We start from the raw sequence: 19,097 nt of genomic DNA on the forward strand, positions 1-19,097 counted from the left end.
GCCGCCCGCCGCCGGCGCCGCCCGAGCCGATCCGCCCGTGCTGGTGCGCCACGGCACCGCCACCCAGCTGCACGTCCAGGGCAAGCCGATGCTGCTGATCGCGGGCGAACTCGGCAATTCGAGCGCGTCCAGCCCGGTCTATATGGAGCCGCACTGGCCGCGGCTGCGCGCGCTGAACCTCAACACCGTGCTCGCGCCGATCCAATGGGACATGATCGAGCCGCGCGAGGGGCAGTTCGACTGGAGCAGCGTCAACACGCTGATCCGCTCGGCACGCGCCAACGACCTGAAGATCGTGGTGCTGTGGTTCGGCGCCTACAAGAACAGCATGTCGACCTATGTGCCCGAATGGGTGAAGCGCGACGCGACGCGCCCCGCGCGCAGCGGCCCAACGGCCAGGGCGTCGAGATCCTGTCGGCGCATTCGCCCGAGATGATCGCCGCCGACGCGCGCGCCTTCGCCGCGCTGATGGCGCACATCCGCGCGACCGACGAACGCCAGCACACCGTGGTGATGACTCAGGTCGAGAACGAGATCGGCATGCTGCCGGTCGCGCGCGATTACGGCCCGCTGGCGCAGGCGGCTTGGCGCGAGCCGGTGCCGGCCGCGCTTACCCGCTACCTTTCCGAGCATCGCGCGTCGCTGGTGCCCGAGATGAAGCAATTGTGGGAGGATAACGGCGCCCGCACCAGCGGCAGCTGGACCGAGCTGTTCGGGCGCGGCGACGCCGCCGAGGAAGTGTTCACCGCGTGGCATTATGCGCGCTTCGCCGACGCGCTCACGCGCGCGGGCAAGGCGGCGTATGCGATGCCGATGTACGTCAACGTGGCGCTAAACCGCCCGGGCCGCGCACCCGGCGAGTATCCGAGCGGTGGCCCGCTGCCGCACCTGATCGATGTCTGGAAGGCCGGCGCGCCGTCGATCGACCTGCTGGCGCCCGACATCTATTTCCCGAACTTCACGCACATCGTCGACCTTTATACCCGGCCCGACAACCCGCTGTTCGTGCCCGAGGCGAACAACGCCGACCGCTTCGACGTACCGGCCAACGCCTTCTACGCCTTTGGCCAGAAGGACGCGATCGGCTTCGGCCCGTTCTCGATCGAGTCGATCGACGCGGAGGCGAACCATCCGCTTGGCGCCGCTTATGGCGTGCTGCGCCAGCTGAGCCCCTATATTCTCGACGCACAGGGCACCGGGCGGATTGCCGGGTTCAAGCCGCATGCGCTGTATGACGAAACGCTGGTCTATGAACCCCAGGTACGCACCATCGGGGGCTACCGGTTCACCGTCGCGTTTGCCGACATCATCGCCCCCAAGGCCGGGCCCGACACGGGCAAGGCCGGCGGCATGATCATCCAGATCGGCCCGGAGGAATATCTGGTCGCCGGGCGCGGGATCACCGTGACGGCCAAGCCGGTCGGGCAAGGTCCGGCGCTCGCCGGATTCGCCACGGCCGAGGAAGGCGTGTTCGACGCCCAGGGACGCTGGGTGCGCGGCCGGCTGCTAAATGGCGACCAGACTCACCAGGGCCGGCACATCCGCCTGAACGACGAATGGCAGATCCAGCGGATCAAGCTCTACCGTTACGATTGACCGGCGCGGTCGGCACAGCCTGTCCTTCAAAGCAGCTTGTCGAGCGTGATCGGCAGGTCACGCACGCGCTTGCCGGTGGCGTTGAATACGGCGTTGGCGACCGCGGCGGCGACTCGGTGATGCCGATCTCGCCGATCCCGCGCGCGCCCAGCGGCGAGCGCGGATCGGGAATGCCGGTCCACATCACTTCGATCTCCGGCACGTCCAGGTGCACGGGCACGTGATAGTCGGCGAGCGTCGCGTTCATGATCCGGCCGCTGCGTTCGTCGAACAGCGTTTCCTCGGTCAGCGCCAGCCCCAATCCCATGATCATGCCGCCGCGGAACTGGCTGGCGGCGGTCTTGGGGTTGAGGATCGTGCCGCAGTCGAACGAGCCGAGCAGGCGGTCGACGCGGATCTCCCCGGTCACGTCGCTCACCCGCAGCTCGCAGAACATCGCCGAGGTGCTGTGCATCGCGAATTTGAGCATCTCGAGCGGGGCGCTGCCGGTGCCGGTGACGGTCACCGCGTCGCGGGCGGCGCGGGCCAGGATCGAGCGGTAGCTCTCGTGGCGCCCATTGTCCTCGGTCGAGGCGACTCCGCCGTCGATCAGCCGGACATCGGCCGCGCGCAGCCCGGCGAGTGGGCTGTCGTTGCCGGCGAGCCGAAGCAGCTCGCTCACGAGCTTGTCGGTGGCGGCCATGATCGCCGCGGCGATCGACACCGTCTGCGACGATCCCCCCGCCATCGGCCCTGCCGGGAGCGCGGAATCGCCCATGTCGAAGCGGACCGCCTCGACCGGCAATCCGAGCCGGTCGGCGGCATGCTGGACCTGGACGGTGGCAGTGCCCATGCCCATCTCCTGCGCCGACGAGGCGAGCGTGGCCGACCCGTCGCCGTGCAGCGTCAGCCGGACATTGGCGCCGGGCATCCGCGCATAGGGGAAGCTGCCGCTCGCGCAGCCCATGCCGATGCGCCATTCGCCCTCGCGGCGTGTGCCCGGGGTCGCCGCCCGCCGTTCCCAGCCGAACCGCGCCGCACCGTCGGCATAGGCCTTGGTCAGCGCGCGCTGCGAGAAGGCGTCGCCGTGGATCGGGTGGCGCTCGGGCTCGTTGCGGCGGCGCAGCTCGATCGGATCGATCGCCATCGCATGCGCGAGTTCGTCGACGGCGCACTCCACTGCGAAGGTGCCGATCGCCTCCCCCGGCGCGCGCATATAGGTGTTGGGAACGATGGCGAGGTCGATGTGGCGCTGGACGATCTCGAAGCTCTTAGAACTGTACAGCGCCCGCGCGCTCAGGCTGAACTGCTCCGGGCAAGCGCCGTAAGTCGGCATGATCGAATAGCCGGTATGTATCAGCGCAGTGAACCGGCCGTCGGCGTCCGCGCCGAGCGCGACGCGCTGCTCGGATGGCGTGCGCCCGCCGATCATGCGGTACACGCCCTCGCGGTCGAGCACGAGGCGGACCGGGCGCCCGGCCAGCCGCGCCGCCGCTATCGCTACGATCTGGTGGTCCCACAGGCCCTTGCCGCCAAAGCCGCCGCCCACAAACGGCGAAAGCACGCGGACCTGGCCGGGCTTTAGGCCGAACAGCTTCGCCAGCGCGTTGGCGCTGGGGGCGATCATCTGGGTGGCGTCGTGGACGAGCAGCGTGTCGCCGTCCCACGCGACCGTCACGCCGTGCAGCTCGATCGCATTGTGGTTGTGGCCGGGCGTGCGGTAGAGATTGTCCACCCGGTGCGCCGCGCGGCCAGCTCGCGCTCGGCATCGCCCACCGACACCTGGTTCTTCTCGATCAGGATTGACGCCGGGGTGCGCGCCTGCGCCTTGGCTTCGTCGAAGCGAGTCTTGGCGGGTTCGGCCGCATAGTCGATCTCGATCAGCGACGCGGCATGGTCGGCCTGTTCCTGGGTCTCGGCGAGCACCGCCGCGACCACCTGCCCGTTATAATGGACCGCGTCGTCCTGCAGGATCGGCAGGCTGCTGTTGCCCACTGCGGAGAGGTTGGTGACTCCGATCAGGGGGACCGGGCTGATGCGCGGCATGTTGCGATGGGTGACCACCAGGATCACTCCGGGCGCAGCCTCGGCGGCGGAGGTATCCAGGCGAGTCATCCGCCCGCGCGTGATCGTGGCGTGCACCAGGCTCGCATAGCAAAGCCCCTCCATCGCCACTTCGGCGGCGAATTGTGCCCGGCCACCGACCTTTTCAGGCCCGTCCAGCCGCGAACCCTGCCGACCGATAGCCGCACTGCGTCCGATCAGCGGATCGGGCTTCCCGCCCGGCAGCCACTGCGCCGGCACCCAGCCCAGCGCGGTCTTGACCGACGAAACGACGACGTTCTGCATCCGGCTCATCGGTCGTCTCCAGCAAGTTGCCCCAGCACGGCGGCCAGCGTGCGTGCCGCAAGTTCGATCTTGAAGGCGTTCCCCGGCAGCGGCGTCGCCTCGGCAAGTTCCGCTGCGGCCGCCGCGGCGAAGGCGTCCGGCGTAGCGGGGTTGCCGCGCAAGAACGCCTCCGCGCGGAGGGCACGCCACGGTTTGGTGCCGATGCCGCCAAAGGCGATGCGAACATCGTCGATGCGGCCATCCTGCATCGTCAGCCCTGCGGCGACCGACACCAGCGCGAAGGCGTAGCTCGCCCGGTCGCGAACCTTCCGATAGGACGAGCGCGCAAGCGTGGGTGCAGGCAGTTCGACTGCGACGATCACCTCCCCAGGCGAGAGCATGGTCTCCTGGTCCGGCCGATCGCCGGGCAAGCGGTGGAAGTCGACCAGCGGGATGACCCTCGCCCCGCCCTGCCCCGCGACATGTACCACGGCGTCGAGTGCGACCAGCGCGACGCACATATCGGACGGGTGGGTGGCGATGCAGTCGGGCGAGGCGCCGAGAACGGCGTGGTAGCGGTTGAACCCGCCGATCGCGTCGCACCCACTGCCCGGCACACGCTTGTTGCAGCGGGAGCCCGCGGCATCCTGGAAATAGAGACAGCGCGTCCGCTGCATGAGATTTCCGCCGACCGTCGCCATGTTGCGGATCTGCGCGGAGGCGCCGGCCAGCACCGCGCGCGCGAGCATGGGGTAGCGCTCGCGGACGATCGGATGCGCCGCCACGGCACTGTTGCGTGCCGAGGCTCCGATCATCAGCCCGCCCGCGGCACTCGGTTCGATGATGGTCGACACCATGCTGACATCGACCAGCCGGGTCGGCTGCTCGATGCCCTTGCGCATCAAGTCGATCAGGTTCGTGCCGCCACCGAGCAGGCGGGCAGCCGCATCGCCCGATGCGAGACCTGCCGCGTCTTGGAACGATCCGGCGCGAAGATACGTCACCGGGTTCATGCCACCCGCTCCCGCGCGACCTGGAGGATGGCATCGACGATGCCGTTATGCGCGCCGCATCGGCACAGATTGCCGCTCATCCGCTCGCGTATTTCCTCGCGCGAGATCGACGCATTCCCGGTCAGATCCGAAGTGACGTAGCTGGGCAGCCCAAGCTCGATCTCGCGGAGCATGGCGGTGGCCGCGCAGATCTGCCCCGGCGTGCAATAGCCGCATTGGAACCCGTCATGTTCGATGAACGCCGTCTGCAGCGGGTGCGGTTCGCTTTCGCTGCCCAGACCTTCGATCGTCGTGACCTCCCGGCCGTCGACCTGCACGGCCAGGGTCAGGCAGGAAAGCACGCGCTCGCCGTCGATCAGGACGGTGCAGGCACCACAGGCACCCTGATTGCAGCCGACCTTCGTGCCGGTGAGATGCAGCCGCTCTCGTAGCAGGTCGAGCAACGAGACACGGGCATCCTCGGGCGGCGCAACCGCTGCGCCGTTGATCATGATCGCCATCACCGTTCCTCCGGCCGGACGCACCAATCGCGTCCGCAGGGTTAGATACAACGAATTTCGTACTATTCAATCGTCGTTCGATGCAATCTTCTGGAGCATCCCGATCAGGCTGTCGCGTTCGGCAGTCGATAGCGGCTCCAACATCCTGTCGTAGAGCTGGCGATGCGCGGCGCGGATATCGACGACACATGCCTCTCCTTCGGCAGAGAGCGCCAGCGCGACGGCACGGCGATCGCCCTCCGCGCGCCGCCGCGCGAGCAGGCCGCGCTTGACGAGCCGGTCGGTAGCCGAGGTGATGGTGGTATTGGCCACGCCCAGGAAGCGTGCGACGTCGCTGGGGCCGCAGCCTGGCTGATCGGCGACGTAGAGCAGCGTCTGCTTGTCGAGCTCGTTCAGCGACTTGCCCGCGCCGGCGGCGTCGACCAGCTTGTACCGGCGCGTGAACGTGTCGAACACCGCGCCAAGTGCAGCAATCTGGTCGTCAGTCGGCTTCGTCATGAGGGCCGCATAGCGTGCTTCGCGCTCGGCTGGCCAGACTTGGCGGCAGTCTCCCCAAAGGTTCACTCCTGAACCTGGCGGAGGATGTTGCCGCAGTCACCGATCAGGAAGACAGCCAGGTATACGGCCCTACCAGCGTGCCGACAAAGCCCGTCGCGGTCTTCGTGCTGAGAAACCTGGCGTCCAGATCGCTTTTCAGCGTCTTGGAAGCGCCCGATTCCGCATAGAGGAAGGCCATCGTGCCGCCGTCCGTTCGGATCGTCAGGGTCACCGGCGCGCTTGTCGCCAGCGGGGCCGTCGCGATCAGCCGCTCCTTGCCGTCCTCGCTCGCATAGAGCGCGACGCACGCCTGTCCTTCCAGGCGCGTCACGCCGAAGAACAGGTAATTGCGATCGCTCTGCATCGCGGCCAGACCGGCCCTGTCGCCATCCTTGTCGGGTGTGAACCGCACCGTCGTGCTCATCGTCGCGCGGTGATGCTGCTGGCGGCGGGCGACGAACCCGGGAACGCCCGACAAGTCCCCCAGGCGGGCCCCGAATTGAGCACCAGATCGCCACCGTCGAGCCGGTAGAGCCGCGTCTTGGGCGTCCGCACCCCGATCCAGGCGAGGCCCAGTCGGGTGCCGTCGAATTCGTCGGCATAGGCGAAGTCGCCGCTGGTCGGCAGCGCCGCGCGGGGCTGGGCCGGCAGTCCGGGCTTGGGTGCGACGAACGGGATCGCCTTCCCCTTGGGCAGAATGATCGGCCATCCGTCGCGCCAGGTGACCGGGAGCAGGAAGGTTTCGCGACCGATATTGTAATAGTCGCCTGCATAGGGGCGCACCGCGAGGAAGGTGGCCCACCAATCGCCGTTCTGCGTCTGGACGAGCTTCGCATGGCCTGCCGAGGTGATCGGGTTCGGCCGGGTGGGATCCAGGTCGCGCTGCGTCAGGATCGGATTGCCGGCGAATGCGGCATACGGACCACGCAGCGTGCGGGACCGCAGCACGACCTGCGAATGGTTGACGCTGGTGCCGCCTTCGGCCGCGGTCAGATAGTACCACCCGCCACGGCGCAGGATATGGGGTCCTTCGATCCACACCGGCTTCTTGGTGATGTCGACGCCGCCGTTTACGAGCTGCGTCGATTCGCCGACCATCTTGCCCGTGCGCCAGTCGAACTCCTGGATCCAGATCGCGCGGTGTCCGTCATAGCGGGGCGGTTCGGCGGGCGCTCGGTTGTTGACGATATAGGCGCGGTCGCCCTCCCAATGGATTGACGGGTCGATGCCCTCGAACGGAAGCCAGGTCGGATCGGACCAGGGACCCGCGGGGTCCTTCGCCGTAATCACGAAGTTGCCGCCGCAGCCGACACAGGTGTTGGCGATGTAGAAGGTGCCGCCATGATATGAGATGTCGGGCGCGAACACCGCCTCGGACGTGCGCTTGCCCGTGAAATCCAGCTGCCCGGGACGGTCGATCGCGTTGCCGATCTGGGTCCAGTTCACCAGATCCTTCGACCGGAAGATCGGCAGCCCGGGGAAGTGCGCGAAGGAGGAGAGCACCAGGTAATAATCGTCGCCGACGCGCGTGACCGACGGGTCGGGATAATAGCCCGACACGATCGGGTTGCGATACTGCCCCGGCAACGCGGTTGCCTGCTCCTGGCTCTGTCCTTCATAGGCGAACCGGCTGAAGCGCGGGAGGTCGCTAGCCGCAGCCGAAGTGGCGGCCAGGGCGGCCGCAAGCGCAAGCAGACGAAGCACGTGTCTCTCCTTGTTCGTGCCGGATCCCGGCTTCGCGCGGAGCATAGGCAGCGATCGCGCATCCATGAAACCGCATTTCATTCACACGCGCGTTAGTGAACGTTGACAAGCCCCTGCGATCGCTGCAACCTCAGGATCAAGCCGGCACGCAGATGATCGGCAAACATGGAGAGAGAGAGCATGCGGGCATATCTTCTCGCGTCGGCATGTGCCGTCGCCGTCGCGACCGGCGTTTCGCCGGCGGCAGCGCAGAACGACCCTGCCACGACCGTCGAGCAACTCAGCCCCACCGCGCAGCAGGATGACGCGGAAGCGGGCCAGAACGAAGTCGTCGTCACCGCCACCCGTCGCGAAGAGCGGATCCAGGACGTGCCGATCAGCGTCACCGCCTTCCAGCAGGAAGAGCTGACCCAAAAAGGCATCGTCGGCTTCGAGGGGATCGCCCGCGAGACCCCGGGCGTGATCCTCAACCGCCCGACCCAGAACTTCAACAACTTCACCGCCCGCGGCATCGCCACCAACGGCTATAACGCCAATCTCCAGAGCTCAGTCGCGGTATACATGGACGAGCTGCCGATCTCGACGATCGGCAACACCACCGTGGTCGACCCGAACCTGTTCGACGTCGAGCGCGTCGAGTTCCTGCGCGGTCCGCAGGGCACGCTGTTCGGCTCGGGCTCGCTTTCGGGCGCCATGCGGATCCTCACCAAGAGCCCCGACCTCAACAATTTCGACACCTCGGTGCTGGTCGATCTCGCCCTCACCGGCTCGGACAGCTTCCGCCAGCGCTACAATGCGATGCTCAACATTCCGGTGGTGACCGACAAGCTCGCGATCCGCGCGGTCGGCTTCTACCGCAACGAGGAAGGCTATCTCGACAATGTCGGGACCGGCGTCCACAACTCGAACACGCTCAAGGACTATGGCGGTCGCGCGCTCGCTTTGTGGAAGCCCACCGACCGCCTGTCGATCCGCCTGCTCGGCTCGTACGAGAACAGCGATCCCGCCGATTCCTCGCTCACCAGCCCCTCGCTCGGCCGCGAGAAGCGCGTCTCGGACCAGCCCGACCGCTTCACCGGCAAGCAGACGATCCTCAACGCCACTCTCGAATACCAGGCCGATTTCGCGACGCTGACCAGCTCGTCGACCTATTCGGATTTCGACCAGCGCTTCTGGCTCGACCTGGCCGGCACCTTCCCCCGCCAGCCCGCTTACCCCGGCGCGCCGATCGCCTTCGGCCTCGACGCCAACGCCTATGACAAGGTGTTCGTCCAGGAGACCCGCCTCGCCTCGACCCTCGATGGCCCGCTCCAGTTCGTGGTCGGCGGCTTCTACCTCCACCGCCGCCGCGACGTGGACTATTTCTACCGCTCGTCGCTCGCCTTCCTGGCGGCGCGCGGCCTCACCGGGCTTCCCGACCAATATTACCAAAAGCAATATACCCATCAGATCAGCGAGGAACTCGCCGGCTTCGGCGAGCTGACCTACCGCTTCTCCGACAAGTTCTGGGTCACCGGCGGCATGCGCTACGGCCGCACCTCGGCACAGGGCTTCACCGAGGAGGGCGGCTATCTCGCCACCGCCTTCGGCCAGAATTACTTCACCTATGCGCTGCTCGGCATCCCGGTGAACTTCAACACCTTCACGCCCTATGCGGCAGTCGAGGGCGTCAAGGCATCGGGAACCAAACCGTCGTGGAAGGCCAGCGTCAGCTACAAGCCCAGCCAGTCGCTAACCACCTACGCCACCTTCTCCACCGGCTTCCGCGCGCCGATCGTCAACGCGTTCGCCGGGCGTCCCAGCCTGGTGAACCCCAACGACATCACCATCCCCTATGGCGCGGATTCGGACGACCTGAAGAGCTACGAAGTCGGCGCCAAGGCCCGCTTCCTGAACGGCTTGGTGACGATCAACGCCGCGGCGTATCTGATCGACTGGAGCAACATCCAGGCGCAGGCCAACCGCGTGTCGGACTCGGTCCAGTTCGCCACCAATATCGGCGCCGCGCAGAGCAAGGGCTTCGAAGTCGAGATGGGGATCATCCCGGCCAAGGACGTCTTCATCGGCTTCAACGCCGCATATAACGACGCCAAGATCACCAAGCTCAGCGCCGAGGAAGCCGCGATCTCGGGCGCGGTGCTCGGCCACCGCCTCTCGGCGCCCCGGCTCCAGGGCGCGATGTTCCTGTCCTACGGCTTCGACCTGGGCCGGGATACCAAGGGCACGCTGGCGGTGAACGCGCAATATGTCGGCTCGTACAACAGCTCGTTCCCGAACACGCCGGGCCTCCCCAACGTGCCGCTGTCGACCTTTGGCGAAACCGACGAATATGTGAACACCAATGTCAGCTTCGGCATGAAGCGCGGGCCGGTATCAGCGCAGCTCTATGTCGAGAATCTGTTCGACGATCACTCGGTGATCTACATCCACCCCGAGGCGTTCCTGGTCAGCCGGTTCGGCACGCTGCGCCCGCGCACCATCGGCATCCGTCTCGGCTACGGGCTTTGATCGGTGAGCGCCGCTTCCACCTCCTCGACGTCCGCGCCGGAACTCGACACCGCACGCGCGCGGCCGCCCTGGTTCGTGCTGGCGGCGCTCACCTTCGTCTACATCCTCAACTTCCTGGATCGCCAGCTGATCGGCATCCTCGCCAAGCCGATTCAGGACTCGCTGCAAGTCACCGATGGCCAGCTCGGGCTGATCGGCGGGCTGTATTTCGCGATGTTCTATTGCTTCATCGCCATTCCGGTAGGCTGGCTGGCGGACCGCACCAACCGGGTGCGGGTGCTCTCCCTCGCCTGCGCGATCTGGAGCGGCGCCACGACGGCCTGCGGCCTTGCCGCCAGCTATCCTCAGCTTGTGGCGGCGCGGATGATGGTCGGCTTCGGCGAGGCGGGCGGGGTTCCGCCGTCCTACGCGATCATCACCGACACCTACCCGCCGGGCAAGCGTGCGGCGGCGATCGGCATCTTCAATCTCGGACCCGCGATCGGCGCCGCCGCCGGCGTGGCCTTTGGCGCCTCGATTGCCGAGCGCTTCGGCTGGCGCATGCCGTTCATCGTCGTCGGCGGGATCGGCATCCTCACTGCCGTGCTGGTCTGGCTGTTCATCCGTGAGCCCGAACGCGGCGCGACCGATGCCGTGCGCAGCGGCGACGCGTCGGAAAAGGCTCTGTTCTGGCCGACGCTGCGGATGTTCTTCTCGCAGCCGATCCTGATGCTCGCGGCGCTGGGCAGCGGCGCCACGCAGTTCGTCACCTACGGCCTGGGCAATTTCGCCGTGCTGTTCCTGATGCGCGAAAAGGGGATGGTGCTGGGCGAAGTCGCAATCTGGTACGCGCTGGTGCTCGCGCTCGGCATGGGCGGCGGCATGGTGCTTTCCGGCCGCGTGATTGACCGCATGACCCGGCGGTCGCGCACCGGCTATGCGATCGCCCCGGCGGTATCGCTCGCCATCGCCATGCCCTTCTACCTCGCCTTTGTCTGGGCGCCGAGCTGGCCGCTCGCGCTGGTGCTGCTCGCGGTCGTGATGACCTTCAACTACTTCTATCTCTCGGCCTCGGTCGCGCTGGTGCAGGAGGAAGTGAAGCCCAACCAGCGGGTGCTATCCGGCGCGCTGTTGCTGCTGGTGATGAACTTCATCGGCCTCGGCCTCGGCCCCACCTGGGTCGGCGCGGCGAGCGACTGGTTCAAGGCGCAGGGCGACGCGCATGGCCTGCAATCGGCGCTCTACACGCTCACACCCTTCTATTTCCTCGCCATCGCGCTCTTCCTCTGGCTCGCGCGGTTGCTGCGCCGCGAGGGGCCCAACCCGGTCCAGGTTCCCGCATGAAACAGCTTCCCTCTGCCGCGTTCGCGGCATGCCTCCTCGCCGCCAGCCCCGCACTGGCCCAGTCGCCCATCGTCGATGCACCGGCGGGAAGGCTGGAGGGCAGCGCCGAAGGCACGCTCCGGCTGTTCAAGGGCATCCCCTATACCCAGCCGCCGGTGGGCGCGAAGCGCTGGCAGGCGCCGGCGCCGCTGCCGGCTTGGCCGGGCGTCCGCAAGGCGACCAGCTTCGGCCCCGCCTGCGTCCAGCCGCGCCCGAAGATCGCCGGCATCTACACCAACCCGCCCGAGCGGATGAGCGAGGACTGCCTGACGCTCAACGTCTGGGCGCCCAGGAACGCCGGCAAGCTGCCGGTGTTCGTCTGGATCCACGGCGGCGCGCTGGTCTCGGGCTACAGCCATGAGGGGATGTACGACGGCGCGCGCATGGCCGCGCGCGGCATGATCGTCGTCTCGATCAACTATCGGCTGGGCATCCTCGGCTACCTCGCCCATCCCGGTCTCAGCGCGGAATCGCCCGAGGGCATCTCGGGCAATTACGGCCTGCTCGACCAGATCGCGGCGCTCCGCTGGGTGAAGGACAATATCGGCGCGTTCGGCGGCGATGCTGCCAACGTCACGGTCGCAGGCGAATCCGCCGGCGGGCTGAGCGTGATGTACCTGATGGCGAGCCCGCGGGCGCGCGGCCTGTTTCAGCGGGCGATCGCCCAGAGCGCCTATATGATTTCCGCGCCAGACCTGAAGACGGCGCGCAACGGCACGCCTTCGGCCGAAGCGGCCGGCACGCTGGCGATGACCGCGCTCGGCGCCGCCGACCTTGCCGGCCTGCGGGCGATGGACGCCGAAAAGCTCACCAGCGATGCCGCGGGCAAGGGCTATGGCCCCTGGGGCACGGTCGACGGCAAGATACTGCCCCGGCAGCTGGCCGAGACCTGGGATCGCGGCGAACAGGCGCCGGTACCAATATTGGCCGGCTTCAACAGCGGCGAAATCCGCTCGCTGCGTGTCCTCCTCCCCCCGGCCCCCGCCGATGCCGCCGCCTATGAAACGGCGATCCGCGCCCGCTATGGCGATCTGGCGGACGCGTTCCTGCGCCTCTACCCGTCGAACGCGATCGGCGAGAGCATGCTCGCCACCACCCGCGACGCGCTCTACGGCTGGACCTCGACGCGCCTCGCCCTTGGCCAGACCGCGATCGGCCAGCGCGGCTATCTCTATCTTTTCGATCATGGCTATCCGGCTACCGACGACAACGGGCTGCACGCCTTCCACGCGTCGGAGATCCCCTATGTCTTCGGCACCGCCGGCCGCACCCCGGCGCTGTGGCCCAAGGTGCCGGACACCCCCGCCGAGCGACGGATGTCGGACGCGATGATGGGCTATTGGTCCTCCTTCGCGAAGACCGGCACGCCCGCCGCGAACGGCCAGCCGACGTGGCAGCCCTATGGCAAGGAAGGGCATTATATGGCCTTTGCCCAGGCGCCGCGCCCGGGCACCAAGCTGTTCCCCGGCATGTTCGCGCTGCACGAGGCGGCGGTCTGCCGCCGGCGCGCCGCCGGCGATCAGCCCTGGAACTGGAACACCGGCATCGCCTCTCCCGTGCTCAAGAAGACGGAAGGGTGCCGATGATCGACGGGAGCATGCAGGATTATCCGCTCACCCTCGACAAGTTCCTGGATCACGCCGCCAAATGGCACCCGCATGCACAGGTCGTCACTGCGTGTGAGGACGGCGCCAGCCAGCGGATCGGCTATGCCGAACTGCGGACGCGGGCGCTGGCGGTTTCCTCGATCCTCGCGGATCTCGGCACGCGCCTGGGTGACCGCGTCGCGACGCTCGCCTGGAACAGCCAGGCGCATGTCGAGGCCTGGTACGGCGTGATGGGCATGGGTGCGGTCTGCCACACCCTCAACCCGCGCCTCACTGCGGTCCAGCTTGCCGCGATGCTCCGCCAGTCGCAGGCGAAGCTGCTGATCGCCAGCGCCGACCTGCTGCCGCTCGCCTTGCGGATCGTCGAGGAAGGCGCGCCGATCGGCCAGATCCTGGTGATCGACGGCGATGCCGGTGTGACCGCAACTCCGACGCGGATACCCGTCAGCGCATTGGCGCCGATGATCGCGACGGCGTCGTCCGACATCGCCTGGGGCGGCTTCGCGGAGACGACGCCGTCCGGCCTGTGCTTCACTTCGGGCACCACCGGCGCGCCCAAGGGCGTCACCTACACGCACCGCTCGAGCTTCCTCCATACCCTGCGCCTGCTTCAGGTCGACGTCATGGCGATCTCGGGCGGCGACGCGGTTCTCGCGGTGGTGCCGATGTTCCATGCCAATGCCTGGGGCTTGCCCTTCGCGCTTCCGGCCGCCGGCGGCAAGCTGGTGCTGCCCGGCCGCTATAATGACGGCGCCAGCCTGGCGCGGCTGATCGCGTCGGAAGGCGTGACCGTCGGTGTCGGCGTGCCGACCGTCTGGCTCGGCGTCGCCGAGCATCTCGAGGCCACCGGGGGCACCCTGCCCTCGCTGAAGCGGATCATCGTCGGCGGCGCGCCGCTGCCGCCGGCGCTGATGGAGCGGATCGAACAGCGCCTAGGCGTCACCGTCCAGACCAGTTGGGGCATGACCGAGCTGTCCCCCTCGGGCACCGTCGCGCTGCCGGGCGACCCGCAACGTTCCGCCGCCTATTCCGGCAAGCCGGCGATCGGCGTGGACCTCCGCCTCACCGATGCCGATGGGCGGCCGCTGCCCGATCAGCGCGGCCTCGAGGGGCATCTGCACGTCCGCGGCGCCGCCGTGATCGAACGCTATTTCGGTCACGACGAAAGCGCCACCGACGCAGAGGGTTGGTTCGCCACCGGCGACCTGGCCCGCATCGAAGCCGATGGGAACCTGATCATCACCGGGCGCGCCAAGGACCTGATCAAGTCGGGCGGCGAGTGGATCAACCCTGCCGAGATCGAGGCGGTCGTCGGCGCGCTTCCGCAAGTCTCGCTCGCCGCCGTGATCGGAAGGCCGGACGCGAAATGGGGCGAGCGTCCGCTCCTGCTGGTCGAGGTGCGCGCCGAGCAGGACGTGAGCGACGAGGCGCTGCTCGCCTCGCTTCGTGGACGGGTCGCACCGTGGTGGATACCCGATGCGGTCGTTCGCCTGGCAAGCATGCCGCTGGCACCGACGGGGAAGATCGACAAGGTTCGCTTGCGCTCGCAATATGCGCATGCGTGAGCGCTTCCGCGCGGCTTGACGCCCGCACGCGCAGGACCGAAGAACATTCGCGTGCAAGAGAATGTCAAACCCGCGCGACGCTCCAAAAAGGCCGAACAGCGCGCCGAAACCATGGATCTGATCCTCGACTCCGCCGAGTATCTCTTCTCCAAGCATGGTCTCTACGGCGTCACGCTCAAGGACGTCGCCAAGCGCGTCGGCGTCCACCACACGCTGTTGAACTATTATTTCGAAGACAAGAACAAGCTTTTCCAGGCGGTGTTCGCCCGCCGCGCGGTGGTGACCAGCGAGCGGCGGATGCAGGCGCTCGACGATTATGAGGCGCTCTGCAAGGACACGCCGACCGTCGAGGGCGCGCTGCGCGCCTTTCTCGATACCGATCTCGATCTGTATATCGAGGGGGGAGAAGCCTGGAAGAACTATGCCGCGCTGGGCGCACAGGTCGCCAACACGCCGGAGTGGGGTGCCGAGCTGATGGACGAGCATTTCGATCCCGTCGTGCTGCGGCTGATCGCACTGCTCAAGAAAGCCCTGCCCGACTGCGCGGAACAGGACATTTTCTGGGGCTATCACTTCGTGACCGGCGCCTTGATGCTCACGCTCGCGCGCACCGGCCGGATCGACAAATTGTCGCACGGATTGTGCAAATCGGACGATTTCGTCGCGGTTAAGGAGCGAATGGCGTCGTTTATGGCGGCCGGTTTCCTCGAAATCTGCAAGCCGGCGCGCTGAAATCGTTCATTCACTCTCTTGTTAGTGAAATTGGGTTGCGGTACGCTCCGGCAAAACAAGGAGAGGCACCGTTGATGGAACTGGAAGGTCGCGTAGCGCTCGTCACAGGCGCAGGCGGGGACTCGGGCGCGCACGCTCTCTACCTCGCCAGCAAGGGCGCGAAGCTGGTCGTCAACGATGTCTCCGAAGAGAGTTCCGCTCGGGTCGCATCCGAGATCGAGGCGGCGGGAGGGCAAGCAATGCCCGCCGCCGCCTCGGTAACCGATGAGCTCGGCGTCAACCAGATCGTCAACCAGGCTCTGGAACGCTGGAATCGCATAGACATTCTAGTCAACAACGCCGGCATCCTGCGCGACAAGAGCTTCGCCAAAATGACCATGGACGAGTTCCGCCTGGTGGTGGACGTCCACCTGATGGGCGCCGCCATCTGCTCCAAGGCGGTCTGGGAAATCATGCGCAGCCAGCTTTATGGCCGCATCGTCATGACCACCTCGTCGTCGGGTCTCTACGGCAATTTCGGCCAGGCCAATTACGGCGCTGCCAAGATGGCGCTGGTCGGCCTCATGCAGACCCTGGCTATCGAAGGTGAGAAATACGGCATCCGCGTCAACGCCCTCGCCCCCACTGCCGCGACTCAGATGACTCACGGCGTCCTGTCCGACGAAAGCCTGACGCATCTCGACCCGAGCCTGGTGAGCCCCGGCTTGCTCGCACTCGTCGGCGAAGCCGCGCCGACCCGGGCGATCCTGTGCGCCGGCGCCGGCCATTTCGCGCGGGCGAACGTCACGCTCACCGAAGGCGTGTTCATCGGCAGAGGTGAGAATTCCGGCGAACAGCTCGTGAACCAGTGGGACGCCGCAAGCGACCGGACGGGCGAGATCGTTCCGGCATACGGCTTCTTACAGGCCGAACGGGAACTGGCGAGTGCCGGCTCGTCCAGCGAAGCGATGGCAGTCACACGCTGACGAACCATATTGGCGCTGCCGCGTAAGCCACTGGACTTCTGCGCTGTCGGGCTTATGTACCGATCATTATGAAAATGGGTTGCGCAGTAAGAGGTCGCCCGCGCGAGTTTGATCCGGAGACGGCGCTCGCCGCGGCGCTTCGCGTCTTCTGGAGCAAGGGCTATGAAGGCGCGTCGCTCAGCGACTTGACGGAGGCTATGGGGATCACCCGGCCCAGCCTGTACGCCTCGTTCGGCAACAAGGAAGCGCTCTTCAAGATGGCGCTCGATCTCTACGAGCGCGAGAAACTCGACTATATCGGCGAGGCACTGAAAGAGAGGACGGCGCGTCAAGTCGCCGAGCATCTTTTGCGCAGCGCGCTCGAGATGCAGATGAGCAACTGCGATCCGAAAGGCTGCATGGGCGTGATCAACGCCGTGGCCTGCGGAGCCGAAGCCGAATCGATACGCGCGGAAGTGATCGAACGCGGACGCCTGGCCAAGCACGGGATTATCGCTCGGTTCGAGCGCGCGAAGGCGGAGGGCGACCTTCCGGCCGACAGCGACGCCGTAGGACTGACCAGCTATCTGACGGCGATCATGCAGGGACTTGCCGTCCAGGCTGGTGCGGGCTTCCTGCACCGACCTGAAGGCGCTGATCGACACCAGTCTGGCGATGTGGCCTGGTGGCAAGAATTAGCCGCTCGTTTCGGGATCGACAAAAAATACCGTACGGTATAAAAAGCAGTTGACCGGCGGCCGAGCTCTTTCTATACCGTGCAGTATAGAAGATCGGGAACTACCGCAGCGCTGAACGGGACGATGTCACCAGGCGGCGCTTCAGCAGAAGGATGAGAGGGCGAGTAGCGGGCCGTGGGATATGTCCTGCGCGGCCAGTCTCCTCGCGCCTCGTCAAGACAATGACCAGCAGGCTGGTGGAAGGGGTTCCACGCAGCGCGAGGACGTGCGCCTCGCCTGGTCGGACAGGAGGAAGCGAGACATGGCGTATCTGAACTTTAGCGAATTGCAGGGCAGCCCCGTTGCTGCGCCCGCCGATGTGATGGCTGCCGCCGGCCTGAGCGCGCTCGAATGGTCGGTCGTAGCCCTTGCTCAGAAGGATCGGCTCTCCAGCCTGAAGACCCCTGGGCGCATGTCGATGGCAATGGGCGTGATCTTCGGCAAGCAGAGCGCCAACCCGCAACTGGCGGATCCCAGGCTGGAGGCACTACGCCGGATGTCCGTGCTTGCATGGCATCACGGCTTTGCCGTGCCACGCCACGAAATCCGCCAATTCCACGAAGCCGGCTTCACTGCGGACCAATATGAGATGCTGCTTGCGAGCGTGAGCCAAGGCCGCTCGGCCCTGAATCAGGGGAACCGGATCCGATGAATATGATCTCGCGCGTACAAAATGAAGAAGTTGCTCGCGATGGCACGTCTCCGCGGCTGAAACCCTGGCAGCGGGTTGGGCTGATCGCCGTACCGGTGGCGCTTGTCGCCGCCGGGATCGGTATTGCCTATAAGGATGCGCCTGCTGCCGCAGCGGCTCCTCCGCCGCCGGTGGTCACGGTCGCGTCGCCGCTGGTCCGCGAGATCAACGAGTGGGACGATTATGTGGGCCGTTTCGAGCCCAGCCGTTCGGTGGAAGTCCGCCCGCGCGTTTCCGGCGCAATCACGGGCGTACATTTCACCGATGGTGCTGTCGTGCAGAAGGGCCAGTTGCTCTTCAGCATCGATGCGCGCCCCTTCGCGGCGGCGCTGGCGGAGGCGCGGGCTGGACTGGCAAGTGCTCAGAGCGATCTGGTCCTTGCACGCACCGATCTGGCGCGTGCGCAGCGCCTCGTGGCGGTCGAGGCGGTTTCCAGAAGCGATGTCGAGCGGCTTCAAGCACGCGTTCGCGCCGCTAATGCCTCGGTCGCCGCGGCCCAGGCGCGGGTGCGCAGCCGCGCACTGGATGTGGAGTTCACGCAGGTGCGGGCGCCGATCTCGGGACGTATCTCCGACCGTCGCGTCGATCCGGGTAACCTGATCGCAGCGGGCGAAGGGCAAGCGGGTTCGCTTCTCACTACGATCAACGCGCTCGACCCGATCTACTTCACCTTCGACGGGTCCGAGGCGCTGTTCCTGAAGACGAAGCGCGCGCGCGAATCTGGCGCGCAAGCCTCGCCGATTCAGATCCGCCTTCAGGACGAGACCGACTATAAGTGGAACGGACGGCTGGACTTCACGGACAATCGTCTTGATCCGCGATCGGGCACTATCCGTGGACGAGCGGTGCTGAGCAACCCGGGCCTGTTCCTGACGCCCGGCATGTTCGGCAACATGCGGCTTTCGGCTGGCGGTACCAGCCAGGCGCTGATGGTACCCGATGCGGCGATCCAGACCGACCAGGCCCGCAAGCTGGTGCTCACCGTCGCCAAGGATGGTACCGTCGCACCCAAGCCGGTGGTGTTGGGCCCTGTCGTCGACGGGCTCCGCGTCGTTCGCTCCGGCCTCACTCCACAGGACCGCGTGGTCATCGCTGGATCGCAGATGGCGATGCCAGGCGCAAAGGTTCAGCCGAAGCCCGGCAGGATAGCGCCGGCACAAGCGGTCCAGGCGCCAGCATTCACGGCACCGGTCACGGGCGAAGCCACCTTCGCCCGGTGACCCGTCAGCCGCCGGGGGTCCCCAATGCCCGGCGGCTGACACCCTTTTCAGATCCCTTTCACGAGGAGTGGCCC

15 protein-coding genes and 2 pseudogenes are annotated in these 19,097 nt (G+C 66.7%); 11 read left to right on the forward strand and 6 right to left on the reverse strand.

What is annotated here, in order from left to right:
• Positions 1 to 37 precede the first annotated feature (37 nt).
• Both LZ586_RS03995 and LZ586_RS04000 read left to right on the forward strand, forming a co-directional pair.
• Positions 38 to 436 carry a beta-galactosidase gene (locus tag LZ586_RS03995; protein WP_235078386.1) on the forward strand — a complete coding sequence of 133 codons (399 nt, stop codon included), beginning with the start codon at positions 38 to 40 and terminating at the stop codon, positions 434 to 436.
• Positions 349 to 1,596: a DUF5597 domain-containing protein gene (locus LZ586_RS04000; RefSeq protein WP_235078387.1), complete on the forward strand. Its 1,248-nt coding sequence runs from the start codon at positions 349 to 351 to the stop codon at positions 1,594 to 1,596. Before LZ586_RS03995 ends, LZ586_RS04000 begins: the two co-directional genes overlap by 88 nt.
• On the opposite strand, the gene LZ586_RS04005 is transcribed toward LZ586_RS04000, so the two are convergent.
• The 6 genes and pseudogenes from LZ586_RS04005 to LZ586_RS04030 all read right to left on the reverse strand — a co-directional run bounded on the left by LZ586_RS04005 (position 1,574) and on the right by LZ586_RS04030 (position 7,702).
• Positions 1,574 to 3,310, reverse strand: a complete 1,737-nt coding sequence (locus LZ586_RS04005; RefSeq protein WP_235078388.1) for a xanthine dehydrogenase family protein molybdopterin-binding subunit — start codon at positions 3,308 to 3,310, stop codon at positions 1,574 to 1,576. The two genes, LZ586_RS04000 and LZ586_RS04005, sit on opposite strands and share 23 nt — an antisense overlap.
• Positions 3,250 to 3,933 carry a hypothetical protein gene (locus LZ586_RS04010; protein WP_235078389.1) on the reverse strand — a complete coding sequence of 228 codons (684 nt, stop codon included), beginning with the start codon at positions 3,931 to 3,933 and terminating at the stop codon, positions 3,250 to 3,252. The genes LZ586_RS04005 and LZ586_RS04010 overlap by 61 nt, the downstream gene beginning before the upstream one ends.
• On the reverse strand, positions 3,930 to 4,916 hold the full coding sequence (locus LZ586_RS04015) for an FAD binding domain-containing protein (protein WP_235078377.1): 987 nt from the start codon (positions 4,914 to 4,916) through the stop codon (positions 3,930 to 3,932). Before LZ586_RS04015 ends, LZ586_RS04010 begins: the two co-directional genes overlap by 4 nt.
• Complete coding sequence (locus tag LZ586_RS04020) at positions 4,913 to 5,416, reverse strand: (2Fe-2S)-binding protein (RefSeq protein ID WP_235078378.1); 504 nt, start codon at positions 5,414 to 5,416, stop codon at positions 4,913 to 4,915. Before LZ586_RS04020 ends, LZ586_RS04015 begins: the two co-directional genes overlap by 4 nt.
• Before the next feature lie 66 nt (positions 5,417 to 5,482).
• Positions 5,483 to 5,914, reverse strand: a complete 432-nt coding sequence (locus LZ586_RS04025) for a MarR family winged helix-turn-helix transcriptional regulator (RefSeq protein ID WP_235078379.1) — start codon at positions 5,912 to 5,914, stop codon at positions 5,483 to 5,485.
• A gap of 103 nt (positions 5,915 to 6,017) precedes the next feature.
• Positions 6,018 to 7,702 (reverse strand): annotated as a pseudogene (locus tag LZ586_RS04030) (glycoside hydrolase family 43 protein).
• A gap of 135 nt (positions 7,703 to 7,837) precedes the next feature.
• On the opposite strand from LZ586_RS04030, the gene LZ586_RS04035 reads away from it, so the two are divergent.
• The 9 genes and pseudogenes from LZ586_RS04035 to LZ586_RS04075 all read left to right on the forward strand — a co-directional run bounded on the left by LZ586_RS04035 (position 7,838) and on the right by LZ586_RS04075 (position 19,023).
• Positions 7,838 to 10,165, forward strand: a complete 2,328-nt coding sequence (locus LZ586_RS04035) for a TonB-dependent receptor (protein WP_235078390.1) — start codon at positions 7,838 to 7,840, stop codon at positions 10,163 to 10,165.
• A gap of 3 nt (positions 10,166 to 10,168) precedes the next feature.
• Positions 10,169 to 11,488, forward strand: coding sequence for a spinster family MFS transporter (locus LZ586_RS04040; protein ID WP_235078382.1), 1,320 nt, complete (start codon positions 10,169 to 10,171; stop codon positions 11,486 to 11,488).
• Positions 11,485 to 13,113, forward strand: a complete 1,629-nt coding sequence (locus LZ586_RS04045; RefSeq protein ID WP_235078391.1) for a carboxylesterase/lipase family protein — start codon at positions 11,485 to 11,487, stop codon at positions 13,111 to 13,113. The genes LZ586_RS04040 and LZ586_RS04045 overlap by 4 nt, the downstream gene beginning before the upstream one ends.
• A complete protein-coding gene (locus LZ586_RS04050; RefSeq protein ID WP_235078392.1) occupies positions 13,110 to 14,699 on the forward strand; it encodes an AMP-binding protein in 1,590 nt (529 codons plus the stop codon). Before LZ586_RS04045 ends, LZ586_RS04050 begins: the two co-directional genes overlap by 4 nt.
• Before the next feature lie 111 nt (positions 14,700 to 14,810).
• Complete coding sequence (locus LZ586_RS04055; RefSeq protein ID WP_413777327.1) at positions 14,811 to 15,431, forward strand: TetR/AcrR family transcriptional regulator; 621 nt, start codon at positions 14,811 to 14,813, stop codon at positions 15,429 to 15,431.
• A 74-nt stretch (positions 15,432 to 15,505) separates the two neighbouring features.
• Positions 15,506 to 16,396, forward strand: coding sequence for an SDR family NAD(P)-dependent oxidoreductase (locus tag LZ586_RS04060; protein WP_235078394.1), 891 nt, complete (start codon positions 15,506 to 15,508; stop codon positions 16,394 to 16,396).
• A gap of 68 nt (positions 16,397 to 16,464) precedes the next feature.
• Positions 16,465 to 17,074 (forward strand): annotated as a pseudogene (locus LZ586_RS04065) (TetR/AcrR family transcriptional regulator).
• Positions 17,075 to 17,374: 300 nt separating this feature from the next.
• Positions 17,375 to 17,764: a hypothetical protein gene (locus LZ586_RS04070; protein WP_235078395.1), complete on the forward strand. Its 390-nt coding sequence runs from the start codon at positions 17,375 to 17,377 to the stop codon at positions 17,762 to 17,764.
• The gene (locus LZ586_RS04075) at positions 17,761 to 19,023 is read left to right on the forward strand and encodes an efflux RND transporter periplasmic adaptor subunit (RefSeq protein WP_235078396.1); all 1,263 of its coding nucleotides are present in this window, start codon (positions 17,761 to 17,763) and stop codon (positions 19,021 to 19,023) included. The genes LZ586_RS04070 and LZ586_RS04075 overlap by 4 nt, the downstream gene beginning before the upstream one ends.
• The last annotated feature ends 74 nt before the right edge of the window (positions 19,024 to 19,097 follow it).

This window comes from Sphingomonas sp. S2-65 (assembly GCF_021513175.1).
GTDB lineage: Bacteria > Pseudomonadota > Alphaproteobacteria > Sphingomonadales > Sphingomonadaceae > Sphingomonas.

What these genes read in the sequence shown, in the direction of transcription:
- LZ586_RS04025 (WP_235078379.1), bottom strand. Translation starts at nt 5,914, where the DNA reads ATGACGAAGCCGACTGACGACCAGATTGCTGCACTTGGCGCGGTGTTC.
- LZ586_RS04000 (WP_235078387.1), top strand. Translation starts at nt 349, where the DNA reads ATGGGTGAAGCGCGACGCGACGCGCCCCGCGCGCAGCGGCCCAACGGC.
- LZ586_RS04075 (WP_235078396.1), top strand. Translation starts at nt 17,761, where the DNA reads ATGAATATGATCTCGCGCGTACAAAATGAAGAAGTTGCTCGCGATGGC.
- LZ586_RS04055 (WP_413777327.1), top strand. Translation starts at nt 14,811, where the DNA reads ATGGATCTGATCCTCGACTCCGCCGAGTATCTCTTCTCCAAGCATGGT.
- LZ586_RS04070 (WP_235078395.1), top strand. Translation starts at nt 17,375, where the DNA reads ATGGCGTATCTGAACTTTAGCGAATTGCAGGGCAGCCCCGTTGCTGCG.
- LZ586_RS04015 (WP_235078377.1), bottom strand. Translation starts at nt 4,916, where the DNA reads ATGAACCCGGTGACGTATCTTCGCGCCGGATCGTTCCAAGACGCGGCA.
- LZ586_RS04035 (WP_235078390.1), top strand. Translation starts at nt 7,838, where the DNA reads ATGCGGGCATATCTTCTCGCGTCGGCATGTGCCGTCGCCGTCGCGACC.
- LZ586_RS04010 (WP_235078389.1), bottom strand. Translation starts at nt 3,933, where the DNA reads ATGAGCCGGATGCAGAACGTCGTCGTTTCGTCGGTCAAGACCGCGCTG.
- LZ586_RS04045 (WP_235078391.1), top strand. Translation starts at nt 11,485, where the DNA reads ATGAAACAGCTTCCCTCTGCCGCGTTCGCGGCATGCCTCCTCGCCGCC.
- LZ586_RS04060 (WP_235078394.1), top strand. Translation starts at nt 15,506, where the DNA reads ATGGAACTGGAAGGTCGCGTAGCGCTCGTCACAGGCGCAGGCGGGGAC.
- LZ586_RS04050 (WP_235078392.1), top strand. Translation starts at nt 13,110, where the DNA reads ATGATCGACGGGAGCATGCAGGATTATCCGCTCACCCTCGACAAGTTC.
- LZ586_RS04020 (WP_235078378.1), bottom strand. Translation starts at nt 5,416, where the DNA reads ATGGCGATCATGATCAACGGCGCAGCGGTTGCGCCGCCCGAGGATGCC.